20 protein-coding genes and 1 pseudogene are annotated in these 24,852 nt (G+C 34.5%); 6 read left to right on the top strand and 15 right to left on the bottom strand.

The features are described 5' to 3' along the window. The 6 genes and pseudogenes from B0A64_RS04505 to B0A64_RS04485 form a co-directional block, all read right to left on the bottom strand. Positions 1-687 (bottom strand): YjjG family noncanonical pyrimidine nucleotidase, encoded by a 687-nt coding sequence (locus B0A64_RS04505; RefSeq protein ID WP_089478359.1) that lies wholly within the window; start codon positions 685-687, stop codon positions 1-3. 3 nt (positions 688-690) lie between these two features. Beyond that, on the bottom strand, positions 691-1,401 hold the full coding sequence (gene radC, locus B0A64_RS25505; RefSeq protein WP_244285354.1) for a RadC family protein: 711 nt from the start codon (positions 1,399-1,401) through the stop codon (positions 691-693). A gap of 48 nt (positions 1,402-1,449) precedes the next feature. Next, positions 1,450-1,842, bottom strand: a pseudogene (locus B0A64_RS25500) (GNAT family N-acetyltransferase); the annotation flags it as partial. A gap of 203 nt (positions 1,843-2,045) precedes the next feature. Next, positions 2,046-3,401 (bottom strand): UDP-N-acetylmuramate--L-alanine ligase, encoded by a 1,356-nt coding sequence (locus tag B0A64_RS04495; RefSeq protein WP_089478357.1) that lies wholly within the window; start codon positions 3,399-3,401, stop codon positions 2,046-2,048. A gap of 91 nt (positions 3,402-3,492) precedes the next feature. Then, positions 3,493-4,179 carry a tetratricopeptide repeat protein gene (locus tag B0A64_RS04490; protein ID WP_089478356.1) on the bottom strand — a complete coding sequence of 229 codons (687 nt, stop codon included), beginning with the start codon at positions 4,177-4,179 and terminating at the stop codon, positions 3,493-3,495. A gap of 117 nt (positions 4,180-4,296) precedes the next feature. Continuing rightward, a complete protein-coding gene (locus tag B0A64_RS04485; RefSeq protein WP_089478355.1) occupies positions 4,297-6,441 on the bottom strand; it encodes a S46 family peptidase in 2,145 nt (714 codons plus the stop codon). A 314-nt stretch (positions 6,442-6,755) separates the two neighbouring features. Here B0A64_RS04485 and B0A64_RS04480 point away from each other — a divergent pair, with 314 nt between their 5' ends. After that, positions 6,756-7,286, top strand: coding sequence for an outer membrane beta-barrel protein (locus tag B0A64_RS04480; protein ID WP_089478354.1), 531 nt, complete (start codon positions 6,756-6,758; stop codon positions 7,284-7,286). 99 nt (positions 7,287-7,385) lie between these two features. Here the strand turns inward: B0A64_RS04480 and obgE are convergent, their stop codons facing one another. From obgE to hpt, 4 genes are all read right to left on the bottom strand, one after another. Then, a complete protein-coding gene (gene obgE, locus B0A64_RS04475; protein ID WP_089478353.1) occupies positions 7,386-8,387 on the bottom strand; it encodes a GTPase ObgE in 1,002 nt (333 codons plus the stop codon). A gap of 139 nt (positions 8,388-8,526) precedes the next feature. Then, on the bottom strand, positions 8,527-9,801 hold the full coding sequence (locus B0A64_RS04470) for a hemolysin family protein (RefSeq protein WP_089478352.1): 1,275 nt from the start codon (positions 9,799-9,801) through the stop codon (positions 8,527-8,529). Between the two features lie 200 nt (positions 9,802-10,001). Further along, complete coding sequence (locus B0A64_RS04465; RefSeq protein WP_089478351.1) at positions 10,002-10,574, bottom strand: adenylate kinase; 573 nt, start codon at positions 10,572-10,574, stop codon at positions 10,002-10,004. A gap of 114 nt (positions 10,575-10,688) precedes the next feature. After that, positions 10,689-11,219 carry a hypoxanthine phosphoribosyltransferase gene (hpt, locus tag B0A64_RS04460; protein ID WP_089478350.1) on the bottom strand — a complete coding sequence of 177 codons (531 nt, stop codon included), beginning with the start codon at positions 11,217-11,219 and terminating at the stop codon, positions 10,689-10,691. 184 nt (positions 11,220-11,403) lie between these two features. Here hpt and B0A64_RS04455 point away from each other — a divergent pair, with 184 nt between their 5' ends. From B0A64_RS04455 to B0A64_RS04445, 3 genes are all read left to right on the top strand, one after another. Beyond that, positions 11,404-12,678 carry a PQQ-dependent sugar dehydrogenase gene (locus B0A64_RS04455; RefSeq protein WP_089478349.1) on the top strand — a complete coding sequence of 425 codons (1,275 nt, stop codon included), beginning with the start codon at positions 11,404-11,406 and terminating at the stop codon, positions 12,676-12,678. Positions 12,679-12,897: 219 nt separating this feature from the next. Continuing rightward, a complete protein-coding gene (locus tag B0A64_RS04450) occupies positions 12,898-14,994 on the top strand; it encodes a TonB-dependent receptor (protein WP_089478348.1) in 2,097 nt (698 codons plus the stop codon). A 21-nt stretch (positions 14,995-15,015) separates the two neighbouring features. Beyond that, on the top strand, positions 15,016-15,567 hold the full coding sequence (locus B0A64_RS04445; protein WP_089478539.1) for a hypothetical protein: 552 nt from the start codon (positions 15,016-15,018) through the stop codon (positions 15,565-15,567). Between the two features lie 125 nt (positions 15,568-15,692). On the opposite strand, the gene B0A64_RS04440 is transcribed toward B0A64_RS04445, so the two are convergent. The 4 genes from B0A64_RS04440 to B0A64_RS04425 form a co-directional block, all read right to left on the bottom strand. Further along, the gene (locus B0A64_RS04440) at positions 15,693-16,580 is read right to left on the bottom strand and encodes a PorP/SprF family type IX secretion system membrane protein (RefSeq protein ID WP_123875876.1); all 888 of its coding nucleotides are present in this window, start codon (positions 16,578-16,580) and stop codon (positions 15,693-15,695) included. Positions 16,581-16,604: 24 nt separating this feature from the next. Continuing rightward, the gene (locus B0A64_RS25710) at positions 16,605-19,736 is read right to left on the bottom strand and encodes a T9SS type B sorting domain-containing protein (protein ID WP_089478346.1); all 3,132 of its coding nucleotides are present in this window, start codon (positions 19,734-19,736) and stop codon (positions 16,605-16,607) included. 264 nt (positions 19,737-20,000) lie between these two features. Next, entirely contained in the window at positions 20,001-21,062 is a 1,062-nt protein-coding gene (locus B0A64_RS04430) for a helix-turn-helix domain-containing protein (protein ID WP_089478345.1), read from the bottom strand. Positions 21,063-21,079: 17 nt separating this feature from the next. Next, complete coding sequence (locus tag B0A64_RS04425) at positions 21,080-22,138, bottom strand: helix-turn-helix domain-containing protein (RefSeq protein WP_089478344.1); 1,059 nt, start codon at positions 22,136-22,138, stop codon at positions 21,080-21,082. Positions 22,139-22,348: 210 nt separating this feature from the next. Between B0A64_RS04425 and B0A64_RS04420 the strand changes: the two genes are divergently transcribed. Both B0A64_RS04420 and purE read left to right on the top strand, forming a co-directional pair. Next, positions 22,349-23,503, top strand: coding sequence for a 5-(carboxyamino)imidazole ribonucleotide synthase (locus B0A64_RS04420; RefSeq protein WP_089478343.1), 1,155 nt, complete (start codon positions 22,349-22,351; stop codon positions 23,501-23,503). 87 nt (positions 23,504-23,590) lie between these two features. Then, positions 23,591-24,073 carry a 5-(carboxyamino)imidazole ribonucleotide mutase gene (gene purE / locus B0A64_RS04415; RefSeq protein WP_041516353.1) on the top strand — a complete coding sequence of 161 codons (483 nt, stop codon included), beginning with the start codon at positions 23,591-23,593 and terminating at the stop codon, positions 24,071-24,073. Between the two features lie 110 nt (positions 24,074-24,183). Here purE and B0A64_RS04410 read toward each other — a convergent pair whose 3' ends face one another. Next, a complete protein-coding gene (locus tag B0A64_RS04410) occupies positions 24,184-24,852 on the bottom strand; it encodes a hypothetical protein (RefSeq protein WP_089478342.1) in 669 nt (222 codons plus the stop codon).

The raw sequence follows: 24,852 nt of genomic DNA, 5'->3' as shown, positions 1-24,852 counted from the left end.
TTATAAATATTTTTTAAGTTCTAGTAAATGATTTATTTGTTTAATATTTTCAGGAGCCTGAATTTTTTTCTCATTAAAGAAAATAGCATCCAAACCTGCATTCAATGCACCGTTGACATCCGCATCAAGACAATCGCCAATCATTATGCTATTGGTTTTAGAAGTTTTGGCTGCTTTTAGGGCATAATCAAAGATAATACTATTTGGCTTTTTTACACCTGCCAGCTCAGAATTTGTTATTGTATTAAAATAACCTGAAAGTGCCGCATTATTTATTTTTTTATCCTGTACGTTTGCAAAACCATTTGTAATGATATGTAGTTTATACTTAGGTTTCAAATATTCCAAAACTTCAATTGCGCCATCGAAGAGATGATTATTATCGGTTAGAAAATCGATATAATCATTTGCAATATCGTTAATATCTTCATCAGAAATTTCAATATTTAAAGCGTCAAATGAAAACTTTAATCTATTGTAACGCAACTCTATATGTGTTATTTTATCGTTTTGATACAGCTTCCAGCATTCCTGATTTATTGGAACGTAGTGGGTTATAAAATCCTGAATTTTGATTTCGGGAAATCTACTCTTAAAAATTCGATTAAAAGCCATCTCTGAGTTTTTATCAAAATCCCAAAGTGTATGATCTAAGTCAAAAAAAACATCGGTAATAGTGGTCTTCATATCCTAAAAAATTCCTTCATCTACAAAACTATAATATTTTGTTTCAGTAATAATCAAATGATCTAAAACTTTAACATCTAACATATCTCCTGCTAGTTTTAATTTCTTAGTAATTTCTTTATCAGCATGACTTGGCTCCAGATTCCCTGACGGATGATTGTGGCACAAAATCAAGCTTGTAGCTCTTGTTTCGAGTGCAAACTTAAAAACCAACCTTACATCTACAATTGTAGCAGTTATTCCCCCTTTACTTAGTTGAACCTTAGAAATTATCTTATTCGTATTATTCAGAAAAAACACCCAAAATTCCTCATGAGGGAGCTCACCTATAATAGGTCGCATTATTTCAAAAATAACTTTGCTGGAGGTTACTTTATTTTTAAATTTTAAGGTTTCCTCACTCCTTTGTCTCCTGCCTAATTCTAAAGCAGCAACAATCGAAATAGCCTTAGCTTCTCCAATTCCTTCAAACTGCATTAGTTGAGGAAGTGACATTTTTCCTAATGCATTTAAATTTTCTGCTTTTGCTAAAATACGTTTACTTAAATCTACTGCAGATTCACTTCGGCTTCCCGAACCAATTAAAATAGCGATCAATTCAGCATCACTCAAAGCATCAATACCTTTTAGCAATAACTTCTCACGAGGGCGATCATCTTCGGACCAATTTTTAATGGAAAAAGTCTTTTTTTTTAAATTTATTCGTCTACTCATACAGATACTGTTCGACAAGCCAACATAAGGTTCGTAATTTTCGACAATTTCAAAACCTACTTTTTGGTACAAGCTTATAGCTTCCGTTTGTTTATAAAGGGTTTCTAAAATCATGATTTGATAACCTTGATTTTTTGCTTTTTTTTCAAGCTCTCTTATCACTTTTTGAGCCAAACCCAAACCTCTTGCCTCAGGCAAAACAAACATTCGTTTTAGTTCTACCGTATTCTCATTATATTTTTTAAAACAGCCGCTTGCAACAGCTTTACCGTCTAAATAAATAAGAATCACATTGGCATTAAATTCTATCAAATTATTGCCCCAATACTCCTTTTTGAGTTCGGGATAACGCTCCCACAAAAAGGTATCAAATATTGTAATCAGGGATATAAAATCCGGGTTTTCGCTTGTTGTTCTTACAACTTTTATTTTTGAATCCATTTTGGTATAGTCTAAAAGGCTAAGGTATTTAAAAATAAGAAAAATCATTCATAAAAAATGATTGCTATTTTCAAATTAATTAAAATTATAAAGATTTACTACTTCAACACTAAATAAAAGCTATATAAAAGGACCAATTAAAAAATGTGCCAATTACAGTTTGTAATTGGCACATTATATCATTATCAAAATTGACTGATTGTCTAATTAATCAATCCTTTTACATCATCAAAATTAAGTCCTCCGTAATTTCCTGAACTCATCAACAATAACGCTGAGTTGTCAAGATTTAAATGGAACAAATATTCCTTGAATTCTGTAGGGTTTGTGTAAATAATTAAATCTTTACGATTAAAAGAACTTGCAATTTGATCGTAGGTAACTTCTTCGAGTTGCTTTATTTTTACAGCATCCGGCGAATAAAAAACAACTGCGACATCTGCATATTCTAATGCTCCTTCATATTCTTTTAGAAATTCAGCATTCAAACTACTGTAAGTATGCAATTCCAGACACGCTACAAGAGTGCGGTTTGGATATTGTTCTTTTACTGCTTTGGTAGTCGCGGCCACTTTACTTGGCGAATGTGCAAAATCTTTGTAGGCTACTTTCCCTTTTCCTTCGGCAATTTTCTCTAATCGTTTCGATGCTCCTTTAAAACTGGCAATGGCTTCATAAAAATCAGCTTCGTCAACTCCCATATTTTGGCAAATCCATTTGGCACCTGCAAGATTATTTAAATTATGTGCTCCAAAAACTTCTATTGGCATATCGCCTTCAGGAGTTTCTAATAGGGTTACACCATCATTAACCGTATATTTGGGAGTGGTATATGCTAATTTACGGATTGGATTTGTCGCTGCTTCGGCAACACGTTTTACTTCGGCATCATCTTCGTTATAAACCAAAATTCCGCCATTGGTAATTTTAGCAATAAAAATCTCAAATTGCTCCACATAATTTTCATACGTTGGAAAAACATTGATATGATCCCAGGCAATTCCAGAAATCAAAGCTATATTGGGTTGGTATAAATGAAATTTTGGACGTCTGTCTATAGGAGATGATAAGTATTCGTCGCCTTCCAGAACCACAAAATCGTTTTCTTCGGTAAGATGCACCATCGTGTCAAAACCTTCCAATTGTGCACCAACCATATAATCTACTTCAATATTATGATAATGCATCACATGCAAAATCATCGAAGTAATGGTTGTTTTACCATGAGAACCTCCAATTACAACACGAGTTTTATTTTTAGATTGCTCATATAGAAACTCTGGATATGAATAAATTTTCAGCCCCAATTCTTGTGCTTTTAGCAATTCGGGATTATCAGCTTTTGCATGCATTCCTAAAATTATAGCATCAATATCAGCCGTGATCTTTTCAGGAAACCAACCTAATTCGGCAGGCAAGATTCCTTTTTTTTCTAATCTCGATTTTGATGGTTCAAAAATAGCATCATCACTACCTGTAACCTGATATCCCTTGTTATGCAATGCTAATGCAAGATTGTGCATGGCACTTCCGCCAATGGCGATGAAATGTGTTTTCATTTAAAATTCCAATTATTAAGTTCCAAATTCTAATCGTTACTTAGAATTTATCCCGTCCCGAAGCTTCGGGATTGAGATTGAGATTTGATTATTATGACTCAAACTTTTGTTTCAATTCCCTAGCTTTTTTAGGGTCTTTTAATTTGTTCAAATATAAATTATATAATTTTTGAAATGTGACTTTTGATTTGCCAATTTCATTTGCTCTTATATAATTTTTCTCTGCGGCTGTATATCTTTTAAAATATTCGTCTATTCTTCCTCTCGATAAATATCCGTCTACAGGAGAAAACTGTGCTAATTCATTCGAATATGAGATTGCTTTGGACTCACTTCCTCCTAAAATTCCCGGCAACAACAAATATATTTCTATCAAAGCCCATCTGGCAGGAACGTGTTTTGGATTTAGGGCAATTGCTTTTTCAAATGCCTGTTTCATATCATCAACCATCGTAAAAGCTTTTAGCTTATTTACTTCCATTGCCCGCATTGCCAGACAACCGCCATATTTATAGAAATAATCGGCTTCTGTAGGTTTTAATTCTTTCAGTTTTTTAAAATAATCTGCTCCTTTTACCCATGATTTATGAACTGCAGCTATCTCTCCTAAGTATTCAATTGTTTTTATATCTAAAGGTTTGCTTTTCAAGACTCCTTCAAAAACAACTTGTGCTTCATCGTATTTTTTTGCATGAAACAACTTTTCTCCTTTTTCAAAATTCGATTGTGACCAAATACAAATTGGTACAAATAAAAAAAAGAGAAGTAGCTTTTTCATGTTTCAAAAATAAGGAAATATAAAATGTATCATTTGGTTTTTAGAGATAAATTAATGATCAAAAAAAACCGCCTTGTTTTAAACAAGGCGGTTGCTGCTTTTATAAAAAGTCAAGAACTATTTTACGATAGTCAATTCATCAATAATATTTTTAGCTCCTGCATATTTATCAATAATCCAAAGTACATAACGAATATCTACGTTAATAGTTCTTTGCAATTTAGGGTCAAAAATAACATCTCCGGCCATAGCCTCAATATTACCATCAAAAGCAATACCTATCAATTCGCCTTTTCCGTTAAGAACCGGTGAACCTGAGTTACCTCCTGTAATATCGTTATCTGTCAAGAAATTTACGGGCATATAACCTGCTTTATCAGCATATTGTCCGTAATCTTTTGCTTTGTTTAATTCTAATAAACGTTTTGGTAAATCAAATTCCTGATCGCCTGCTTTATACTTTTTCACCATACTTTCCATGGTTGTATAATTGTTTATTTTAGCATCATTACGAGGGTCTGTTGGCAAAGCGCGAACTTTTCCGTAAGTCAATCTTAATGTAGAGTTTGCATCCGGATATTGAATCGTATTTAATTTTGATTCTCTTAAACCTTCAACCAGTTTACGGTAAGCACTTGCAAATCCTTCATCGGCTTTGGTTTGATCATCTGTTTTAGAACGGTATTTTGTTAACAAATCATTAGAGATAATATACAAAGGATCGTGTACAATTGCCAATGGTTTTGGATTGGCCATAAATGCCAATACTTTTTCTTTTGTTGTAAAATAACTTATCTCGGTTGCTTTTGCAACATCTGAAGTAAAATCGCCATTATTTTCTGATTTCATTTTAGCTACTTGTGGAGCCAAACCATATTCAGCAGCTTTAGCAGCATACAAATTTAATTGCGCTGTTAATACGTCTTTTTCAAGCGGCGCATAGAATTCACCATAAATATTGTCAATCAAAGTATTGATTTTAGGCAACATTTCTGCTTTTTTAGCATCATTTTCATTGTAGTACGCAATTAGTGCATTACCTAAATTTGCAGGTCCTGTTGCATAACTTGAAGTACGTAAAAGTTGTGTTAGATAATTATCATGAGTCGCTTTTAAATTCGTTTCTCTGTAATAATCATTAATCGTTGGTATTACATTTTCGTATTTTTCTTTATTAGCAGGTTTAGTCGCCCATTCATAAAACTTATCTTCTTGTGCAGTTTTAACATCTACTGTTCCTGCTTTTGTCAAAGCATCGATCATTCCCTGACGGTTTTTCCAGTAATTTGCTGTCGAAGCATATTTAGACGCATATTGCAAACGAACTGTTGCATCTTTGTCCATATATTTTTTCATTTGGTCCATTCCGGTTTTAGCACCTTCAACCCAGGCAGGATATGCAAATTTTATATTTTGCTCAATTCCACCTGCTGGCATCCAACGGTTTGTTCTACCCGGATACCCTAAAATCATTGCAAAATCATTCTCTTTTACACCTTTTATACTTACTGGTAAGTAATGTTTTGGTTGCAACGGCACATTGTTTTTAGAGTAAGTTGCCGGATTTCCGTCTTTATCTGCGTATACTCTAAACATAGAGAAATCTCCGGTTTGACGTGGCCACTCCCAGTTATCAGTATCTCCACCAAATTTCCCCACACTTTCTGGTGGTGTACCCACTAAACGAACGTCTGTATAATCCTGGTAAACAAAGTAGTAATACTCATTTCCCTGAAAAAAAGGACGAACAGAAACCGTATATTTTCCACCTTCGTTATTTTCTTTTTCAATTAGGCTAATTTCTTGTTGAATGGTTTTATTTCTTTCAGATTCGGTCATTTTATCGTTTACTTTAGATAAAATTCTTTTAGAAACATCATCCATACGAACAAAGAAACGAACGTATAATGATTTTGGTTTCATCTCGGCGCTTTGCTCTTTTGCCCAGAAACCATCTTTCAAATAGTTTTGCTCTGCTGTAGAAAGCTCCGCAATTGCATCATAACCACAGTGGTGATTGGTTAAAACTAATCCGTTTTTAGAAACAATTTCAGCAGTACAACCTCCATTAAATTGTACGATTGCATCTTTTAAACTATGGTGGTTAATGCTATAAATTTCTTCGGCTGTAAGTTGCAAGCCCATTTTCTCCATATCTCTATGGTTCAGTCTTTCGATAAACATCAAAAACCACATTCCTTCATCAGCTCTTACAGGAAAAGCCATTAGGCACATGGTCAAGAATAAAATTATTTTTTTCATGTTATTTTGTTTAAGTTCTGCGAATATAACTCATTTTCGCAAAAAAAATAAACCTAACCTCCAAAATCGAAACATATCAAATTCATTACCGCCTGGTTTTACGAATTTCGCAAATTATAAAAAAAGAAAATTAAGATTGCATTATGACAAAATAGTCATTTATATCTTAATTTTTAAAACATAAGTATTACAAATCAATTGATTAAATGTTTATTTTGTAATAATTGACTTTCAATAATAAAATTAACTTGTAATTTATTTCATACAATTTTAAATTATATAGATTTGTCAAAATTATTTAATCAACAAAAAAAATGAAAAAATTAGTATTGCTTGTTGCTTTATTTATAGCAACAGTATCACACGCTCAAAAAGGTTCTATATTTTTAGGAGGAAACGTAGGTTTTTCATCAGAGAAAATTGGAGAATCTAAATCAAACAATTTCGAATTTGCTCCAAGAGTAGGATATCAATTCGCTAATAACTGGGGTGCGGGTGTCGAAGGTTCAATCCAGAATATTGAAACTAAAGGATTGAATAAAAGTGAAAGGTATAAGGTTGGAGGTTTTTTACGTTACATAACACCTCTTTCCCAAACATTTTCGTTTTATGCAGATTTAGGGGCAGGTTATCAAACAAATTCTATTAATGATGCAAAAGGAATGTATGCCTCATTAACTCCTAATTTATCAATTAATGTTAATAAAGGTCTTGCATTAAATTTTTCGATTGGAGGAATAAATTATGATAACATTGATGGTCATAATGATTTAAGACAAGAACGCATTGGATTCGATTTTGGAAAAACTTTTAATGTTGGTATTTCTAAAAACTTTCAGCTATAAAAAAAAGAGACTTACATAGTAAGTCTCTTTAAGTTATTTTATTTTGGTTAGTACTAATCCAACAGGCAATTTGTTTGTTGGGTTTTTTATTGTACTTTATTACTCATTCAGCATTTTCCAAAGTTTATCTTTTAAATCTGTTAGCCCTTGTTGCGCCACAGACGAAATAAACATATAAGGAATATCTTTGAAAGCTACATCAAGCTCAACTTTCAATTCGGCTTTAAGTTCGTCGTCAAGCATATCGCATTTAGAGATTACCAACAAACGTTCTTTATCCAACATTTCAGGATTGTATTTGGTCAATTCGTTTACCAAAATATCATATTCTCCTTTAATATCCGGTGTATCAACAGGTACTAAAAACAATAATGTTGAGTTACGCTCAATATGACGCAAGAAATAATGTCCTAATCCTTTTCCTTCGGCAGCACCTTCAATAATACCCGGAATATCAGCAATTACAAACGATTGAAAATCTCTGTAAGCTACAATTCCTAAGTTTGGCTTTAAGGTTGTAAAAGGATAATCGGCAATTTTTGGTTTTGCTGAAGTCAATACAGACAACAAAGTCGATTTTCCAGCATTAGGAAAACCTACCAAACCTACATCAGCCAAAACTTTAAGCTCTAAAATAACATCCATTTCCAGTCCTGGCAAACCTGGTTGTGCATATCTTGGTGTCTGATTGGTTGAACTTCTAAAATGCCAGTTCCCTAATCCCCCTTTTCCTCCTTTAGAAAGAATTCTTTTTTCACCATCTTCGGTAATTTCGAATAACGTTTCTCCGGTTTCTTTATCTTTTACAACAGTTCCTAAAGGCACTTCGATAAACTTATCTTCTCCGTCAGCACCTGTACTACGATCTCCTCCTCCATCGCCACCATGACCGGCTTTAATATGACGGGCAAATTTTAAGTGAAACAATGTCCATAGACCTCTATTTCCAACTAAATATACGTGTCCGCCGCGACCACCATCACCACCGTCCGGGCCTCCTTTTTCAATAAATTTCTCTCTATGTAAATGTGTAGATCCTTTTCCTCCCTTTCCGGAAGAAACATATATCTTAACATAATCTACAAAATTTCCTTCTGTCATTTTTTTTAGTATTCAGTCACAGTCTCAGTTTTCAGTGCAAACTGCGACCAAAAACTGAGACTGAAAACTATTTTTTTTTAATTCAGTCGCAGCTTTCAGCGCAAACTGCGACTGAAAACTGAGACTGAAAACTATTTTTTTATTCTTTAAGTGTTTTTACCAACACTTTATCAATCTTTACGCCATCCATATCGATGACTTCCAACACAAATTTTTGCCAGATTAGTTTTTCGCCTTCTTTCGGAATATGAGAAAGCTCCGTCATAATCATTCCGCTTACGGTATTTACTTCGTAATCATTTGTTAGTTCATCTAACTCAAAATAAGTTAGAAAATCATGTAATGAATAATGTCCGTCAACCAACCATGAACCATCTTCTCTTTCTATTAATTGAAATTCATCTTTATAAAAATCAGATGCATCCCCAACTAAGGCTTCCAGAATATCGTTTAACGTAATTATCCCTTGAAAAACACCATATTCATCAGAAACTAATGCATAGTGAATTCCTGTTTTTTTAAAATTTTCCAACGCTTTGTAAGCTGTTGTTTGCTCCATTAAATAAGGGGCATCTATCATTATTGCTCCTAAATCGAAATGATCGCTTTCGATATTTGCAAATATATTTTTTAAGGTTACGATTCCCACAATATCATCGTAATTATCTCTGTAAACCGGATAAACGGTATGCAAATCCATTAAAACCAATTCTTTTATTTTGGCTTTATCTGCCGTAAAAGGCAGCATATCTACAGATTTTCGGTGCGTCATTAAAGAATTTACTTTTCTGTCGCCAATATGAAAAACACGTTCTACAATATCCTGTTCTATTTCCTGAACTTCTCCACCTTCTGTACCTTCTTTTATGATCGCTTTAATTTCTTCCTCTGTTACTTTTCCGTCAGCCGAAGGTTTGATCTGTAAAATGTTCAATAAAAAATCAGTCGATGTGGTAAGCAACCAGATAAATGGTGCTGTAATAATCGAAACTATTTTCATTGGTAATGCTACCATTTTTGCAATAGATTCCGGATAATTTAATCCAATTCGTTTTGGTAATAACTCTCCTAAAACCAAGGAGAAAAAAGTTAAAACTACCACTACGATTCCAACAGCTACTGAATGGGCGTATGGTTTTAAAACTGCAAATCCGTTTACAAATATTTCTACATCTATTGTTATTTTGTCACCACTATAAATACCGGTCAAAATTCCGATTAAGGTAATTCCGATTTGTACAGTAGATAAAAACTTGTTTGGTGAATTGGCTAAATCGAGCGCAATCTTGGCACTTTTATTTCCTTTTTTTGCGGCAGTTTCGAGTCTGTTTTTTCTGGCTGAAATAAGTGCTATTTCAGACATAGAGAAAACTCCGTTTAATAGTATTAGAAAAAATATTATTAGTATTTCCAATTTGTGGTTTATTCGTTATTTACTTGTTCGTTAAATATAATTTGTACTCTAAATGTCATAGCCCAGATGGAAGAAAAAAGCCCGGAGCTAAAAAAACTAATTTTTTCTCTCAGAAAACAGCGACCGGAGGAAGCTCGTTTTATGGTGTAGAAAAATAGTTTTTTTAGCGAGGACTTGTAACGTACAGCTGGAAAAAGCTTCTACAAATTATCTATAACTGACGTTAATCGTTCTGTAATTTCTTCGACAGTTCCGATACCATTTACGGCATGAAACTTATTTTGTTCTTTATAATATCCAATTAGCGGAGCCGTTTTTTCATTGTATTCCTGATATCTCACACGAATTTTTTCTTCGTCCTGATCATCTACTCTACCGCTTGTTTTACCTCTTTCTAACAAACGCGCTACCAAAACCTCATCATCTGCTTCTAATGCGATCGTTGCGGTAACACTTGATCCTATTGTTGGTAAAAATTTATCCAGAGCTTCTGCCTGATCTAAAGTTCTTGGATAACCATCGAACAAAAAACCTTGCGTATCAGGATGTTTGTTTACCTCATCTATTAACATTGCTGTTGTAACTTCGCAAGGAACCAATTCTCCATTGTCCATAAAAACTCTTGCTTTTTTACCTAAATCTGTATCATTTTTTAGATTAAAACGAAAAATATCTCCTGTTGAAAGGTGTGTTAATTTATATTTTTCTTTTAAAAATTCTGCCTGAGTTCCTTTTCCTGCTCCCGGCTTTCCAAATAAAACAATATTAATCATAAAAGTAATTTAATAATTGAAAGATTAAAATTGAAAGATTTTTTGGTCTTAGAATTAAATCTTCTAATTGTGTTGTTAGTCTATATAGTTATTTTAATTTTTTAATCTTCAAATTCACTCTGCCAATTTATACACTTCGGATAAATTTCGTCCCAAACCATCGTAATCTAATCCGTAACCAACGATAAATTTATTTGGAATTCTGATTCCGATATAATCTATTTTAATGTCTTTTTTATAAGCATCCGGTTTAAAAAACAAAGTCGCTATCTTAAAATGTTTTACATTTTGCTCTTTAAACAGGTGTTTTAACTCTTCGATTGTGTTTCCGGTATCGATAATATCTTCGATGATAATTACGGTTCTGCCGGACAAATCCTGATTGATCCCTATTAATTCTTTTACCGTATTGGTAGTTTCAGTTCCTTGATAAGATGCCATTTTTATAAATGAAACCTCGCAAGGACTTTTGTATTTTTTCAAAAAATCTGCAACGACCATAAATGCCCCATTTAAAACACCAATAAAAATTGGAGTATCGTCTGCAAAATCATCCTCTACCTGTGCAACTATTTTAGTTAAAGCAAAATCAATTTCTTTGGCCGAAATAAACGGAACAAATTGTTTATCGTGAAGTTGTATCATTATTTTTATGTTTAAAATAATGGGCAAAGATACAGAATTACAACCAAACTGTAAGTATCAAAATAGACCCGACACATATTTTTTTAAGAATGTTAAATATCACTTAATATTTACAAATCTTTTCTTGCAACTCTTTTTTATTTTACTAAATTGTTGTTCTATAAATAATTAACCCTAATCTCTAATGAAAAATACCACACAGCTATTTTCAATATCTTTATTAGCCATATTAACAGCTTGCAACGGACAGGTAAAAAAAGAAGAAAAAGAAGCTCTTGCCAAACAACCCAATATCATTGTTAAAACAGCAATTGGCGATCTGACTTTACCTCCGCCTTATGCGACAGAATCGAAAACCAATAACAGTAAAGTTATTAAATGGCCTGAAGGCAAAACACCAACAGCACCGGCGGGTTTTACGGTTTCGAAATTTGCAGATGGTTTCGAAAATCCCCGATGGACCTATATCGCACCAAATAATGATATTTTTGTTGTAGAAAGTGGCACAAGAACGAGTAAAAATCAAATTATAATTCTTCGCGATACCGATAAAGACGGAAAATTTGAAACTCGTGAGGTTTTTTTAAAAGACCTCAACAGACCTTTTGGAATGTTGGTTCTAAAAGACTTTTTTTATGTTGCTAATACAGATGGACTATACCGATATCCATATAAAAATACGCCTTTGAAACTGGAAACTCAAGGAAACAAAATTCTTGAACTTCCTGCGGGCGGATACAACAATCACTGGACAAGAAATATAATTGCAAATCCAGAAGGAACAAAAATCTATGTTTCTGTAGGTTCAGGAAGTAATGTGGGAGAAAACGGAATGGATAAGGAAGTGCGCCGTGCGGATATTCTGGAAATTAATCCTGACGGAACAGGAGAAAAAATTTATGCTGCGGGAATTAGAAATCCTGTTGGGATGGATTGGAATCCTGCAAACAAGGAACTTTGGACTGCTGTTAATGAGCGCGACGAATTGGGCGACGATCTTGTTCCTGATTATGTTACCAGTGTAAAAAAAGACGGTTTTTACGGATGGCCTTATTCTTACTATGGCAACAATCTTGATCCAAGAATGAAAGGAGAACGCAAAGATCTGGCTGCAAAAGCAATTGTACCAGATGTTCCGGTTGGTGCTCATACGGCTTCACTGGGATTGGCCTTTTATACTAAAGAGTCATTTCCTTCAAAATATAAAAATGGAATTTTTGTAGGGCAACACGGTTCCTGGAATCGCGCCAAAATAGCGGGTTACAAAGTAGTTTTTGTTCCTTTTGCCAATGGAAAACCTTCTGGAAAACCGGAAGACTTTTTGACTGGTTTTGTGGCTAATGAAGAAAAAGCCGAAGTTTACGGACGTCCGGTTGCGGTAACGGTTATGCAGGACGGATCGCTTTTGGTCAATGATGATAGCGGAAATACGATTTGGAAAGTTAGTGCTAATAAATAAATTCCAATATTTAAATTTAAAATTCCAAACTGTACGCTAATATTTTCAAACACATAGAAACATAGGTTTTTACTTTATGAAAAGGATATAAAAAAGAAATACATTTCTTCCCACATAGCTATGTTCATTAATGTAAAATGAAATGTCTTTTTTTACGTCCCTAAAAGCTATGTTTCTATGTGTTAAAATTGTGTACAAAACCGCCCAACAACCTCTTTTATGATTCTAAAAAAACATTGCTTTCTTGTTCTTATCATAATAGTTTTTCAAAACACTTTTGCACAAAAACAAAAAAGTAAAACTATTGATTCTGTAAAAACGCAAAAACTGGACGAAGTCCTCATTAGTCCGCTACATGTTAATAACAGATTGCAAAACACACCTGCTTCTATAGGGGTTTTATCCAAAAAGGATCTTCAGCAAAATAGTGCCACAGATATTAGCACTGTAATCAATACAATTCCGGGAGTATTTATGCAGTCGTCTAATTTTACGACAACCCGCATTTCGATTCGCGGTATTGGTGCCAGAACACCTTACGGAACCAATAAAATCAGGGCTTTTTATGGTAGTATTCCGCTAACTTCAGGCAATAGCGAAACAGTAATTGATGATATTGATCTTGAAAATATTGGACAAATTGAAGTTATAAAAGGTCCACTTTCGAGTATTTATGGCGCAGGTTTGGGTGGTGCGATTTTAATATCACCTCAACTTTCTAAAAACAATGGCGAAAATACCCGTATAAGTAGTGTTTTTGGGTCTTTTGGATTACTCAAAAACAGCTTGAATTACAGCCTGAACGAGAAAAGTGCCAGTCTCAATATAAGTTATCATAAATTAAAAACCAACGGGTGGCGGGAAAACAGTTCTTATGATCGGGAAGGAATGACAATTGCGGGAGAGTTGTTTAAAAAGAAAAACAGTAAGCTTACTTATTTTTCCAACTACACGTATCTGAAAGCTTATATTCCTAGTTCTATTAGTAAGGAAGTATTGGATACAAATCCAAAATTAGGCGCGTCGACCTGGGTTACTTCAAAAGGGTTTAAAGAATATAAATCGACCCTGACGGGTTTGGCTTATGATTTTAAGATTAATAACAACCTGAATAATTCAACTTCGATTTTTGTTAATTATAAGGACAGCAATGAACCAAGACCTTTTGATATCTTGCGTCAATATACTTTTGGCACAGGAGGAAGAACGCAATTTTCAGGAAACTTTAAAATCAAAAAAACAGAAAATCAGTTTATTGCCGGAATCGAATATTTTACAGATAATTATAACGGTAATACTTTCGAAAATTTATACAAAACCAATAATGGTCAAGGCAGTTTGCAAGGGAATCAACTGACTGAAACAGATCAGAAAAGGCATTTCTATAATATTTTTGCACAAATGAGATCTTTACTTTCTGATCGATTCGAAATTCAGGCGGGATTGAATTATAATGAAACCCATTTTGAACTTACGAACTTTCTCCCAAGTAAAACGGCAACTGAAAAATACAGTTATAACGGGATTTTTTCGCCGCAAGTGTCTTTTCTTTTTAAACCTAACGAGGAGCGAACATTCTATTTTTCGACAAGTCGAGGATTCTCTTTACCCGCTACCGAAGAAACACTTACGAGCACAGGAAACATTAATCCGGATATAAAACCTGAAAGTGGTTATAACTTTGAAGCCGGCGGAAAATTCTATTTCCTAAATAAAAATCTCTATACTGAATTTGCTGTTTATCGAATGGAAATAAAAGATTTATTGGTTGCCAAACGAATTGGTGACGATCAGTATGAAGGTATCAATGCCGGGAAAACATTTCATGAAGGTATCGAAATTCTGGCAAAACACAACTGGACTATTAATCGCTTTTTTACTTTAAATTCTTTTATCGCAGCTTCGTTAGGAAAGTATCAATTTAAAGATTTTGTCGATAACGGAAATGATTATTCGGGAAATAAACTAACAGGAGTTGCAGCAAATAAAGTAAATACCGGAATAATTCTAAATACTTTCTATGGTATTTATTTTTCTGCTGATTATCAGTTTACAGATAAAATTCCGCTCAACGACGCCAATTCTGTTTATTCCGCTTCTTATACTCTTCTTAACTTAAAAACCGGTTATCGTTTTGAAATTCTCCCAGACTTAAGTGCAAATCTGGCTTTTGGCGTTAATAATGTAACCAATGAAAAATATGCCTCTTTGATTTTGCCTAATGCGGTCGCTGTTGGCAACTCGACTCCACGATACTATTATCCGGGACTTCCCATAAATTATTACGGAACTGTTTCATTAAATTACTTATTTTAGATGTCTGGTAAAACTAAAAAAATGTCGTCTGAATTACAATCAAAACTTGATTACGTAAGTGCTTACAGAGAAAACCGACTTAAAGCGGCAAAAGATGTCTTAGAAAATCAATCTTTGTTTAAGGAGTTAATACAAATTTGTTGTTCTCCGCTTGACAAAAACAATCATAAAGCGTGTTGGATTTTAGAATTTGTATCTTATGAAGAATTGATTTGGCTGCAACCTCATCTTGATTTCTTTTGTTCTAATCTAAAGGTTTTAAAAGACGAAAGTTCTATCAGGCCAATTGCAAAAGTGGTACAGCTTTTAATAAAATCCCATTACAAGAAAAATGAAAACAGCATTTTTCTTTCCCCAGAAAATTTGCAGGATTGCATCGAGGTCTCTTTTGATTGGTTGATCAATGATGTAAAGGTTGCTACAAAAGCTTATTCTATCAGAACTTTATATGTTTTAGGAAATCACTACGACTGGATTCACCCTGAACTTCAAATTATTTTAAACAAAGATTATGCAAATCATTCTGCTGCTTATAAAGCTGTTGCCAAAGAAGTTTTGAAAAAAATCGAATAAATTCTGAATTCCTCTTTATTCTGAATTATATAAAATCAAAAGAGGACATCTATTTACAGATGTCCTCTTTTTTACTACTCAAAAAAATAAAAAAATGCGGCTTAAATTATTGCATTTTACTACTACTAAAATTTAAATCGAAGGAAAAACTCATTCGAGTTTTTGGCACTTGCTACAATTTTACCCGTATTGGTTTCGTAAGCATAGCCTAGTGTCAAATGGTCGCTAATTGTTAGGCCTGCTATTGCAGCATAAGCATTATCGACTCTGTAACTTCCTCCTATTTCTAAAAACTTCTCTATTTGAAGCATTACATTTACATCTACAGAAAGAGGTGCACCATTTACATAACGCAACATAAAGGATGGTTTTAAAATTAATTCTGTAGCAGTTTCAAAATCAAAATCATAACCACTGCTTAAATAAACATGGGGCATATCTGTAGCAACAGACGTATATCCATCTTTATTTTTTGCACGCTCAGTATTCAACATTCTTGGGACAGAAAGGGACACAAAAAATTTATCATTCTTTAATAAAGCTCCAACACCTACGTTTGGATTAAACTGATTTATGGTAACCAAAGCAGGATCCGATTGTGGCGAATAGGTTTCAAGCCCTGAAGTATTAACATTGTAAAAATTACCTCCGGCTTTTATCCCTAAATACAAATCTGTAAGTGCACCAACCTGAATTTTATAAGAGAAATCAATTCCCAGTTGTGTTTGTTTCTCGATAAATGTTTTATCGTACACCATAGAAACCCCTAATCCCAGATTACTCCCTACAGATGTTCCAAAAGAAACAGCTTGTGTTTGTGGAGCATCTTTGATCCCGGTCCATTGCTGACGAATAGTACTCATTAAAACCGTTTCGCCGTTTACACCCGCATAGGCTGGATTAACAACATTCATGTGATAACGATACGTGGTAAAAAGACTTTCTTGTTGAGCAAAAAGCACACTGCTAAAAAGTAGTAATGCTCCCGCCAATATATTTTTAATTATTTTCATTTCTAAAATTTTATTTTTTTTCAATTACCTGTTAATGTAGATCCAACCTTGTTTGTCGATAGTCCCGTTTCCATCTAAATCTATTTGATAGAAATAAGAGCTTGACTCAGGTAAAGCACTGGAATTTCCTTTGTAATGTCCATCCCAATCATTTTGGTAATTTCTGGCAACAAATACTTCTTTTCCCCAACGATTAAAAACACGTACAACCGATGCCGGATAATCTTCAATAGTAGCAATAACCCATGTATCGTTTATACCATCTCCGTTTGGAGTAAAGGCTTCAGAAATAGTCATTTGTTGTGAGTCACAAGCATCTCCAACACCATTATTGTTGCGATCTTCCTGACCCGGATTTGCAGTAACAGGACAGTTGTCAGATGAATCCAGAATTCCGTCATTATCATCATCGTCATCACAGTTGTCCGGAATTCCGTCCTTGTCATTATCCGCAGATTTATTTACAACAGTAACTTTTGCTGTGGCTGTGGCTGTATTTCCGGATTTATCTTTTACCGTTAGAACAACCGTATTTACACCAACGTTTTTACAATCAAAAGAAAGCTTGTCAAGAGTCATTGTAGCAATGCTGCAATTGTCTAAACTTCCGTTATTGATTTGGTTTGCCGTTATAGAAACATTTCCTGCAGCATCAAGTTCAACTGTAACGTCTTTTGTTTTTGCAACTGGAGCAATAGTTTCCAAAACGGTTACTGTTGCTATAGCCGAAGATTTATTGCTGTAGGCATCTGTAGCAGTCAATGTAACCTCGTTAAGAACTCCAATATTATCACAATTAAAGGTAGTTTTAGAAAGAGCTAATGTTGTAGTGCTACAAATATCTGTTGTTCCATTATCAACATCTGCAGTGGTTATTGTAGTGCTTCCTGCTGCATCCAGATAAACTATTACATTTTTGACTGCAACAATTGGAGCCGTTTTATCTTCAACAGTTACCGTAGCCGAAGCTGAAGCAACATTACCATGAATATCCGTAATTTTTAAGTTAACGGTATTGGCTCCAAGATTTGCACAAGTAAAGGAGGTTACATCTAATTCTCTTTTATCAATTGTACAATTGTCTGATGAATTATTATCAATATCAGAAGCCTGAATTGTTACATTTCCTAGTGCATCAAGTTGGGCTGTAAAATTTTTGGTTAAAACAACCGGTAACTCAGTATCATTAACTACAATTTCCTGAGTACATTGAGAAAAGTTCCCAATTGCATCTGTAGCTGTCCAAACCACATTTGTTGTTCCTACCGGATAAGTCCCAGAAGCATCTGAAGTTCCGTTGAAATCATTTATTAAAGTTACAACTGTACAATTGTCTGTAGCAGCTGGAGCTGTAACGGTAACTACAGCTGAACAAACTCCTGCATCTGCAGACTGTGTTTGATCTGCCGCACATGTAATTACTGGCTTCTCATTATCTGTTACTATAATATCAAATGAACATTCTGCACTTGTATTACCGCTACTATCTGTTACTTTATATTTTAAAGTTGTAGTTCCTACCGGAAAAAGAGATCCAGATGTTAATCCGGTAACATCTGTTTGAGAAGGATTAACAGGGACACTCAACAAAGTAATAACAACCTTACCCATTCCTAAATTTGTGCCTCCAATATTTGTTTGGCTTGTACCTGAATTAAAAGATCCGGCTCCTCCACCGTTTCCACCACAACCACCGGAATATCCACCAGGTCCGCCACCTGAATAACCGCCGCCGCCGCCGCCGTAACCACAATTAACAGCGCCGCCGCCGCCGCCGCCGAAACCTCCTCCGGAAATACCGTTTTGACTCAAACCTCCAGCGCTTCCGTTTATAAATGAAAAACCTCCTTTACTTGTTCTTACAATTCCATCTGAACCATTTGTGTTGAAACCACCACCTCCGGCACCTGCAATACTGTTTCCTGATCCAACATTACCTCCATTTAGGGCAGTTCCACCATTTCCTCCATTTTTTCCATCATTAGCAGTCGTCGTTGTAGTCGCTTGTTTAGAAGCACTGTCTACTCCACCTGCTCCACCGCCACCTCCTGCAATCATAATTGGGGTATTATTTAGTTTCGCAACATAAGATCCACCACCACCACCGGCACCCTGATTATCTTCTATAGGCTGACCTTGTTGTCCTACAACAATTTTAATAATTTCTCCTGCTGTAAGAGTAACTTCTCCGCTTATACTTGCGCCGTTTCCTCCAGCAAAATTACGCGCGGTTGCATTCCCGCCAGAAGCTCCTACTGCAGTAATTTTATATTTACCTGTGGTTGGAACTTTCCATTCCTGAATACCTTGTGTAGTAACAGTAACAACTCCGGCTCCATAAGCAGTATCACATTGCGCCTGAGTTGGACCAAATCTTCCAGTTGCACCTGCATTTGTAAATGTTATATTTACTGGTACTCCTGTACTGGAACAATTATCAATGAAGGATGGTGCAGCAAAAGTTACAACAGCACCACATTTTCCTAAATCACTATTAACCGAAATATTAGCAGGGCATGTTATTACCGGTGCAATATCATCTACTACTGTAATAACTGCTGTAGTATAACTTTTATTTCCGTCTGTATCAGTAACAATCAAAGTAACTGTGTGGTCACCAATATTTAAACAATTATAATCTAAAGTAGCTTTTACCTCTGTCGCAATTGGCTCATAAAAAGCACTAACATAAAGTCTTTTTCCTATGTTCCCGCAAGGATCACCTCCAAACGTTCCATTAGCTACAGGAATAATAGCTGAATTTTTATTTAATAAATAAGAAGAAACTACTGACTGGCTATTAACCGAATGGCAAGAATCAAGACTGAAATTGCCACAACTTCCGCCGGGAGTTCCATAACTTGCAAAATCTACCCTTGTGAATATTGAGCCTGTTGGTGCCGCAATAGTCAAATTTTCATTTTCATTTGCTGTAGCACAAATAGTCCCGGCAGTAGAAGTTGTTAGCATATAGCTAACAATTCCGGTGTTATCTGTAGAACCATTATCTACTTGCGAAGCATTTACAGTAACATTTCCTCCTGCATCAAGCTTTACGGTAATGTTTTTTGCTATCGCAGTAGGTGGATTTTGAGCGTGTATCGTATTGCTAAAAAGAAATAGGATACTCACTAAAAAGAGTAATTTTATTTTCATACTGGTTGGTTTAGATTTATTTACCAGCAAAAATATATTGAAATAAAATCGTCGAATAGCCCATTCGGACACATCAATAGCCCGAAACGACCAGCTCTTTTTTATAGAAAAACAAGAGGAAACAATAAAGCAATCAGACCACAACAAAACACTGATTATGAATAAAATACGATTTTATAATTTACATTCACAATGTTAATTAAATCATAAAAAAAATTCAGGCAAGGCAGCGAAAAACAGCAAAAAGAAAGAATTTTACAGTATTTAAAACCGAATTTCAGAAGGCATTTTTCCAAAACGCTTTTTAAAATTCGCCGTAAACTTGCTGGAACTTTTATAACCGGTTGCCAACGCAATATTTTTTATCTGCATATCGGTATTTTGAATCATTTGCATGGCGAGAAGTAATTTCTTGTCTTTATGATATTGCATCATCGAAACCCCATGAACAGATTTAAAAGTCAGTTTGAGTTTTGTTGCAGACATGCCTACTTTTTCGGCAATATATTCTACCCCTAAAAAAGGTTCCGTAACGGTATCCAACAGCAATTTTTCGGCCTTTGCAATCTTTCGATAATCGGGAGTTTCAATTGGAGCATAATTACCGTCTCTTTGGTCTAAAAAAGCATTTTTAAAAAAAGTCGAAACGAGTTGAAAAGCCTGTGTCTTTAAAATTGACTGACTAAAAAGGTCTTTCTTATTATGTTCTAAATTAACTAAAATTTCTTTTGATAATTCTGCGGCATTTGGAACAATATTTTGATAGGTAATAAAGCCGTTATCTGAATTCAAAAACTTTTTAATATGATTTTCTTCTCCAAGAGTTTCAAACGAAAAATTGTGTTCTGCCCAGTCTTTACTAAAAGCATACAAATAAAACTCGCATACAGATCCTTTATAAAAATAAGCTCCAACGGGCGTTCCCGGTTTCTTAAATCCCCAATATTTGCTCGAAAAAGGTGTTTTGTCCTCAAATGTGTTTTGTAGCTTTACTTCACTCTCAAAAACCGAAAAAGTCAGAGTGTAATAATCAATTGGAAAATCAGTATCGTAAATCGCTTTTAACAGTACGTTTTTCTTAAAAGTAATACTCGTTGCAATAATCCAAAAACCCTCTTCGATCTCCCGATATCGCATAACACCTTTAGAAAAAGGATTGTTTCTATAAACAGCCTGTTCTTCTACAACATGTTTTACTGCGGGAGAATTGACAATACTTTGCACAATGACTTGTGGAGAATTAGACAAATAAGGTAATTCAAAAAAACCATCTCTATAAAAGTTTATGTTCTCTTTTATAAATTTAATCCACTTTCCTACATTCATATACTAATAGTCCAATTTTAATTTTCTCTAAAAACCGAAGGCAATTCTCCAAATCTTTTCTTGAAAGCTGCTGTAAATTTACTGGCGCTTTCATACCCTGTAATGGCGCTAATGGTCTGGATTTCTACTTGAGAATTTTGAAGGAGTTGTTTGGCAAGAAGCATATTTTTTTCTTTATGATACTGCAACATCGAGAACCCAAATACAATTTTGAAATTGGCTTTTAGTTTTGTTGGAGATGTATTTACCTCGTATGCAATTTTATCGATCCCAAGAAAAGCAGATTGCAGGTTGTGCAAAATCATTTTTTCGGCTTTAGCCACATTATAGTAATCTAAATTACTTAACGAAATATTATCTGCAATACGACTATCCTGAAAAGAATGATTAAAAAACTCCGTAATCAACTTCGTACAAGACTTCTGTAGCTCCTGAGTGTTTAGATTAATTTGGTCGTCATTTTCTAAAATTTTCGATATTTTTTTTGATAAAATATGTGCTTTTGGCGCAATATCAAGCCAGGTATAAAATCCTTTTTGAGCATTAAAAAAACGTTCCAATACCCCTTTACCACAAAATTTTCCGGATCTGATATTTTGATCTACCCATTCCTTATTCATGGCAATGTTAAAAAATTTGCCTTCGGTTCCTTTATAAAAATAAGTAGCAATTTCAGTTTCGGGCTTATAAAAAGTCCAACAAGTACTTAATAAAGTTATCGCATCAGAATCTTTAGAAGGAAATTTATATTCGAAAACCGAAAACGACAAAATATAATAATCCTTTAGATGATCCTTTGTATAGGTGGCCTTCGCAAGTATATTTTCTTTAAGAGCAATATTAGTTTCTAAAATCCAGAAACCATCTTCCATCTTTCGATACCGCATTTTACCTTTCCAAAAAGCATTATTTGCAGTAATTAATTGCTTTGAGGCATTGTGCTCGATAATGGGTAATTTTATAAGACTGTCTAACATTACCTGAGGAGAATTAGACAAGTAGGGTAATTCGAAAAAGTCATCTTTTAACAGAAAAAGAAATTTTTGAATATGTTTCGTCCAATCGTTTGTGGTCATGTAATTTACTAAAGCTACAGCGGTTAAAAATCAGGTCAAACGTACATAATTCACACCTATAAAGCAACGTTTTCAAACGACTTATTTCAAAAAAAATTAACATTTGCAATAAACGTTTCTTTAATCTTACAAGATGAAAAACAGCAATTCAATACACAATAAATTGGCATTTCTATTTTATCAAGTATCTTTGCAAAAACACAACTACAAATGAATTATTTTTCTTCTGATTTTAAATTAGGAATATTAGGTGGCGGGCAATTGGGCAAAATGCTTTTGTCTGACACCCGAAAATTTGACATACAAACTTATGTTTTAGATCCCAGTGACGAAGCGCCGAGTAAAATTGCCTGCAACAAATTCTTTAAAGGCGATTTGATGGATTATGAAACGGTTTATAATTTTGGAAAACAAGTTGACGTATTGACTTTCGAAATCGAATTGGTCAATCTTGAAGCTTTAACCCAATTAGAAAACGAAGGCATAAAAGTATATCCATCTCCAAAAACGTTAAAAGGAATTCAGAATAAAGGAACTCAAAAAGATTTTTATACTCAAAGTAATATTCCAACCGCTGCTTATTTGCGATTTGAAAGTCCTGCTCATCTTCAAAAATCTGTTGGAAATAATGAGATCACAATTCCGTTTGTCTGGAAATGTACTGAATTTGGTTACGACGGAAATGGTGTAAAAGTTATTCGTCAGATTTCTGACCTGAATGATTTACCAAATGTAGAATGTATTGCAGAAACCATGGTTCCCTTCAAAAATGAATTGGCGGTAATTGTAGTCAGAAATCCATCGGGCGAAATAAAAACGTATCCGGTTGTCGAAATGGAATTTCATCCTGAAGCCAATCAGGTAGAATATGTAATTTGTCCTGCCCGCATTGATGAAAAAGTTGCCGAAAAAGCACGAGCAATCGCTTTGAATGTTTCGGAGAAATTTAATCATGTTGGTCTTCTTGCAGTTGAAATGTTTCAAACCAATGAAGATGAAATTCTGGTAAACGAAGTAGCGCCACGCCCACACAACTCAGGTCATTATTCTATAGAAGCAAGCTATACCTCGCAATTCGAAAATCATTTACGCGCGATCTTAGATCTTCCGTTAGGAAACACAGACAGTAAAGTTGCCGGAGTTATGGTAAATTTAGTAGGTGCCGAAGGATTCTCCGGAGATGTCGTTTACGAAAATATCGAAACTATTTTGGGATGGGATGGCGTTACACCACATATTTACGGCAAAAAACAAACACGTCCGTTTAGAAAAATGGGTCACGTTACGATCGTAAATGAAAACATGACCGAAGCCCGAAAAATTGCAGAGCAGGTTAAGAATACAATTAAAGTGATTTCTCAATAATTAAAAAATTTAAAGATTGAAACATTAAAAGATTAATAAGTAATTTTTAAATGTTTCAATCCTTTAATCTTCAAATAAAAATAAAAAATGAGCAAAGTAGCCATTATAATGGGAAGCATCTCAGACATGCCAGTCATGCAAGATGCCATCGACATACTAAAACAATTCAATATCGAAACTGAAGTTGATATCGTTTCAGCACACAGAACACCGGAAAAATTATTCGATTTTAGTAAAAATGCACATACTCGCGGCATTTCGGTAATTATCGCCGGAGCCGGTGGTGCTGCACATTTACCGGGAATGGTAGCTTCGATGTCGCCACTTCCTGTAATTGGAGTTCCGGTAAAATCAAGTAATTCTATCGATGGTTGGGATTCGGTTTTATCGATTTTACAAATGCCAGGCGGAGTTCCTGTTGCAACAGTAGCGTTAAACGGAGCAAAAAATGCCGGAATATTAGCTGCACAAATTATAGGAAGTCATGACAAAAAAGTCCTTGATACCATTATTGCATACAAAGAAGAACTAAAAGCAGCGGTTAATAAAGCTGCCGAAGGACTGAAGTAGTTTTTAGTTTTCAGTTTTCAGTCACAGTTTATACTGATAACTGCGACTGAAAACTAAACAACAAAGGCTTCTGTAACCAGAAGCCTTTGTTGCTCTTATAGTTCTTTTATTTATGCCTCGTCTTCGATTTCCTCGAGAACAGCTTCAAACTCAGACGCAGTTATATCGTCATTATTTACCCAATTCTCAGAAGTAACCAGACTATAATTTATATCATCTTTAGTTCTCAATTCCCAAACAATATCGTCGGCTTCCGGAAACGGAATATTTTGAGACATTTGATTTTCAAACAATCTTTTGATAAGATTTCTATCAGACAAACCGTTGTTCAATAATTTCAGTACATTTTCTGCGGTTAGCTTTTGCCCTTCCGCCTCAGTTGGAATCATAGAAAAATGAACAATTGAAGCTTTTGCATTGGGAAATTTCCCGTTGTAGGCTTTAAAAAGTAATTGATTGATATGAAACAAAGTACCTTGCATGTCTATTTCCGGATATTCTTCGCAAACTTTATCAATTAACATGTTATGTGCTATTTGCTCCACTTGTCCATCACTTAATCTATCAGGAAATTTATATTTCAATACTATTTCGGCAGCTTCATTGGGCTCATAATCAGAAATTGCCATTTCTAACAATTCCGGCAAACTTGCTTTGTCTGCTGTTGCACCATCCGGATAGTTGAATTTTTCTAACAATCGAACAAAATCTTCATCAGACCAATATCCTTCTACTTCATTAACCGTATCAATTCTCTTTATTACAATTTGGTAGTTCAT

This window comes from Flavobacterium araucananum, assembly GCF_002222055.1.
In the GTDB taxonomy this organism is placed as follows: Bacteria; Bacteroidota; Bacteroidia; order Flavobacteriales; family Flavobacteriaceae; genus Flavobacterium; species Flavobacterium araucananum.
The sequence above is the reverse complement of the archived record's forward strand: the minus strand, read 5'-3'. Positions and strand labels throughout refer to the sequence as shown.